The organism is Candidatus Cloacimonadota bacterium (assembly GCA_019429305.1).
Taxonomy (GTDB): Bacteria; Cloacimonadota; Cloacimonadia; order Cloacimonadales; family JAJBBL01; genus JAHYIR01.
In genome coordinates this window covers 1-3,322 of the sequence record JAHYIR010000050.1, presented here as the reverse complement: position 1 = coordinate 3,322, position 3,322 = coordinate 1, and the positions used below count along the sequence as shown (strand labels likewise).

Genomic DNA, 3,322 nt, shown 5'->3' with positions numbered 1-3,322 from the left:
TAACTCACCTCCATTTCATAAATCCGATTTTATCTATATTCGTCAAGTTTAACATTTGTTTTATCAGTACTATTAGTTATCTTTTCCCTGAACATTGCTTGACTATGAGTACTAATCTTTCTAAACTAATCAAGATAACATTGATCGGGAAGAACTATGTCGAAAAAGGAAACTGAGTAGCCAAAGACATTGGAAGAGGCAGCTAATCGGCTCCTTGAGTTGATGAAAGATGAGGATAAGAAAGTGCTGCGGGAAACTAAGCGAGATGATCTGATCATGTTTCATCATGGTGCAGGAGCATGGATCCGTAACAATTTCCGGCTCTGGCAGGGGAACAATGAGTTAATGGAATCCTGCTATACTCTGTTCGCAGACAGCTGCTCGGAAATGATCATTGAACGGGCTTGGAAGATACTGCAGGGAAAGGGGAGTTAATTCCCTAAATATATATATAATCGGGGAGTTAATTCCCCGAAATACAATATTTATTGACTTTTTCTTCGAGTTTATCAATCTTGACTTTGAGGTGTGCTATGATTATGATAAAGAGAACTATTTTAAGTAATCTGTACGGTTTCATGCAAAAAAAGCGAGCAATAATTATCTACGGGGCAAGGCGTACAGGGAAAACCACTATCCTAAAGGAAATTTCCAGCAACCTGAATAATGTCCAGTTCATTAACTGCGATTTGATCGATGGACAGGAGGGATTTAATTTCCGAAATCAACAGGATATCAAGCTAAGTTTTAGTCGTTTCTCATACCTCTTGATAGATGAAGCTCAGAGGGTTAGTGATATCGGCATAAAACTCAAAGCCATTATTGATACTCTTCCTGAAATCCAGATAATTGCTACCGGTTCATCTTCTCTTGATCTTTCAAATTTCATTAATGAACCTCTTACCGGTAGAAAATTTGAGTTTATTTTACACCCTCTATCGACTGAAGAATTGTATGAGTATGAAGGTATTGATGCCGTAATAGCCGGCTTGAGGCATAGACTGATTTTTGGTAATTATCCTGAGGTTTATCTGGAAAAGAGTATGCCGGTAGAGATCATCAAGGAAATTGCCGGGTCCTATCTTTTTAAGGATATTCTTGTATTTCAGGATATTAAGCGTCCTGATCTGTTAAAAAAACTCCTCATAGCTTTAGCTCTCCAGCTCGGGAATGAAGTTTCCTATACCGAATTGGGAAATAATGTTGGCTTAGACAGAAAGACTGTGGAAAGATATATTCATCTCCTGGAACAGAGTTTTATAATCTATCGTTTAGGTTCTTACAGTAAAAATCTGAGAAATGAACTGAAACGGGGTGTGAAGGTATATTTCTGGGATAATGGGATACGTAATGCCTTGATAAATAATTTCAATCCTCCCGATATGAGAACCGATACCGGTGCCTTATGGGAGAACTACATCATTACTGAAAGAAGGAAGCAGTTGCTGAACAAACGAGCTAATTTCGATCATTACTTCTGGCGAACGACCAGTCAGCAGGAAATTGATCTCCTGGAGATAAAAAACAGCTTCTTAAGAGGATTTGAGATAAAATGGAACCCCCAAAAAGCTGTCAGAACACCTTTGGCTTTTACTAAAGCATATCCAAAAGCTACGTTTCAGATCATCAATCCTAAAAATTATCTCGAATTTTTGTTAGAAAACAAATAGTAGTTCTAGGAGAATAATCAGGTTAATTCTTTTATGAGAACATATAATAACAATATTTTTTAGTAGGGGCTATGTCGAAAAAGGAAACAGAGTGGCCAAAGACATTGGAAGAGGCAGCTAATCGGCTCCTTGAGTTGATGAAAGATTAGGATAAGAAAATGCTGCGGGAAACCAAGCGAGATGATCTGATCATGTTTCATCATGGTGCAGGAGCATGGATCCGTAACAATTTCGGGCTCTGGCAGGGGAACAAAGAGTTAATGGAATCCTGCGATGCTCTGTTCGCAGACAGCTGCTCGGAAATGATCATTGAACGAGCTTGGGAGATACTGCAGGAAGCAGATAAAAAATAAAGGGGTTATTATGTATCAGTATCCGTTGGAGATCAAAAAAGGGCATTTGTATATCACGGTTGGGAATAAGAGCTGGCTTATCGATACCGGCAGTCCGGTAAGTTTCAGTAAACACGACCTGATGATCGGAGAGAGATTGTACCCTCTGTCAGAAAAGGATTCCAAAAAGTTCCCGGAAGAACTAACCGATCTGATCGGGCATCATACTGACGGTTTATTGGGTAACAATGTGATCCGGGAACATGATGTACTGCTCGACCTTGCTGCAGGTCAAATGACCTTTTCCGAAGATCATATCTCAGCCAATGGTCTGATACTCAAGACAGAGTTGGTGTCAGGTATCCCCTGTATCGACGTTGGAATAAAAGGGAAAAATTACCGCATGTTTTTTGACACGGGAGCACAGATCTCATATTTTACTCAGGACCATAACCTCGATTATCCCGAAGCGGGAGATTTCCAGGATTTTTATCCCTTCTTCGGAGAGTTCGAGACCAAGACCTATCTGGTGAAAGTAATCCTGAATGAGAATTTACGAACCCTGCGCTTTGGTGTTTTCCCCCTTTTGCTCAATATGGCAATAGTTTCGTTGAAAATAGAGGGCATTATCGGACTTGAACTGATCCAGGGGCGTAAGCTGCTCCTCTCGTATAGACGAAATATGATGATCCTGTCGTGATACGAGAACCTCTGTTGATGGAATTGTATGCAAGGGGAAAGAATAGCAAGAAGGAAAAAATGAACCACAGAAGCACGGAGGACAAGGAGGAATGATTGAGATACAGTAATGGAAGGAAAAGCAAAAAGAGAGAAAGAATTGGACTAAAGCAAGCAAAAAAGTTTATGGTTGGACTTTTTCATAATAACAAGCAACATTAAAGCTAACAAAGAGTTAATAAATAAAAGAATAAGAAGGAGGTTATCATGATGTACCAATTCTTTGGACATGGCTGGGGAATGGGCTTCGGCTGGATCATCGGTATCTTAATTCTCGTGATTGTGATATGGATCGTGGTCAAGGCATTAAATCAAAATACCAGCAATAACCGTCAAAGCGATAAATCACCCCTTGATATTCTAAAGGAACGATATGCCAGGGGCGAAATAGATAAGCAAGAATTTGATCAGCGTAAGAAAGACCTGATGGAGTAATGATAGATTATCTAAACCCACCCGCCACCCAAATGGAGCGGAGCTCCATTACCTGAGGTTAAAACCTCAGGCTATTATATGTCACCCGTCGCTACGCTCAGGGTTGTTTAATGTGGCAAAGCAAGATTAAAAATTTATCATGCCCCG

The 3,322-nt window shown here is 40.0% G+C and carries 5 protein-coding genes; all 5 read left to right on the top strand.

Annotation, left to right across the window (positions count from 1 at the left end):
• Positions 1-222: 222 nt before the first annotated feature.
• The 5 genes from K0B81_09715 to K0B81_09695 all read left to right on the top strand — a co-directional run bounded on the left by K0B81_09715 (position 223) and on the right by K0B81_09695 (position 3,175).
• Positions 223-435: a hypothetical protein gene (locus K0B81_09715; GenBank protein ID MBW6516869.1), complete on the top strand. Its 213-nt coding sequence runs from the start codon at positions 223-225 to the stop codon at positions 433-435.
• 143 nt (positions 436-578) lie between these two features.
• The gene (locus K0B81_09710) at positions 579-1,670 is read left to right on the top strand and encodes an ATP-binding protein (protein ID MBW6516868.1); all 1,092 of its coding nucleotides are present in this window, start codon (positions 579-581) and stop codon (positions 1,668-1,670) included.
• Positions 1,671-1,828: 158 nt separating this feature from the next.
• Positions 1,829-2,023: a hypothetical protein gene (locus tag K0B81_09705; GenBank protein MBW6516867.1), complete on the top strand. Its 195-nt coding sequence runs from the start codon at positions 1,829-1,831 to the stop codon at positions 2,021-2,023.
• Positions 2,024-2,033: 10 nt separating this feature from the next.
• Positions 2,034-2,702, top strand: a complete 669-nt coding sequence (locus tag K0B81_09700) for a hypothetical protein (protein MBW6516866.1) — start codon at positions 2,034-2,036, stop codon at positions 2,700-2,702.
• A 248-nt stretch (positions 2,703-2,950) separates the two neighbouring features.
• Complete coding sequence (locus K0B81_09695; protein MBW6516865.1) at positions 2,951-3,175, top strand: SHOCT domain-containing protein; 225 nt, start codon at positions 2,951-2,953, stop codon at positions 3,173-3,175.
• Positions 3,176-3,322: the final 147 nt, after the last annotated feature.

Excerpts from the sequence above, each read along its gene's own strand:
- K0B81_09715 (MBW6516869.1), top strand. The coding sequence starts at position 223 with ATGAAAGATGAGGATAAGAAAGTGCTGCGGGAAACTAAGCGAGATGAT.
- K0B81_09710 (MBW6516868.1), top strand. The coding sequence starts at position 579 with ATGCAAAAAAAGCGAGCAATAATTATCTACGGGGCAAGGCGTACAGGG.
- K0B81_09705 (MBW6516867.1), top strand. The coding sequence starts at position 1,829 with ATGCTGCGGGAAACCAAGCGAGATGATCTGATCATGTTTCATCATGGT.
- K0B81_09700 (MBW6516866.1), top strand. The coding sequence starts at position 2,034 with ATGTATCAGTATCCGTTGGAGATCAAAAAAGGGCATTTGTATATCACG.
- K0B81_09695 (MBW6516865.1), top strand. The coding sequence starts at position 2,951 with ATGTACCAATTCTTTGGACATGGCTGGGGAATGGGCTTCGGCTGGATC.